The following is a 619-nucleotide window of genomic DNA, read 5'->3' as shown; positions in this document are numbered from 1 at the left end:
CCACGGCGGTGTCGTGGCGCATCGTGGAGAACAGCTGCACGTCAAGGCCCGTGCCGGGGCGGGTGTTGCGGACGGTCTTGCCGTCCAGGGCGAGCCCGACACCGACGTGGGTGCCGAGCAAGGTGTTCAGCCAGGTACAGATCAGCCGGTCCATGACCGTGGCGTCGATGGCCTCGGTCAGCCGGCGCAGGGTGTCGCGCCCGGGCGGGATCCGGATGCCCAGGACCGGGTGCCGGCGGGCGCCTGCGGCGCCGAGCAGGGGTTGCGGGAGTTCCGCGACCCTGTCGGCGGCCTGCCGGAAGTCACGTGCCCCGCACAACAGTGCCATGGTCAGCACCGTCAGCACCGCAGCGAGGGGATGCCGGACGCCTTTCGGCTTACGCGGATCCTTGACCTGCGCGAACACTGCGGCCAGCGCGGTGACCCGGCCGAGGTCGACCTCCCCGGCCTCGTTCATGACGACATCGGTGACCGCATGCGAGACTGACACGAGCGGCCTTTCTGGTAGACGACGGTTGGCGTAGAGAACCGCCATCGTCTACTGAGGAAGGCCGCGTCCGTTCACCGGGTCGCCGTCACCAGGCACACCGAAGATCAACGAACTTTGCTTTGGCTCTGG

1 protein-coding gene is annotated in these 619 nt (G+C 68.7%); it reads right to left on the bottom strand.

Annotated features, from left to right (window positions below; genetic code table 11):
* The coding region (locus ACFHWY_RS28780) for a transposase family protein (RefSeq protein WP_416583370.1) at window positions 1-490 on the bottom strand (490 nt) is incomplete at its 3' end.
* Window positions 491-619 lie beyond the last annotated feature (129 nt).

This window comes from Micromonospora sp. LOL_024 (assembly GCF_048060415.1).
Lineage (GTDB): Bacteria > Actinomycetota > Actinomycetes > Mycobacteriales > Micromonosporaceae > Micromonospora.
The sequence above is the reverse complement of the archived record's forward strand: the minus strand, read 5'-3'. Positions and strand labels throughout refer to the sequence as shown.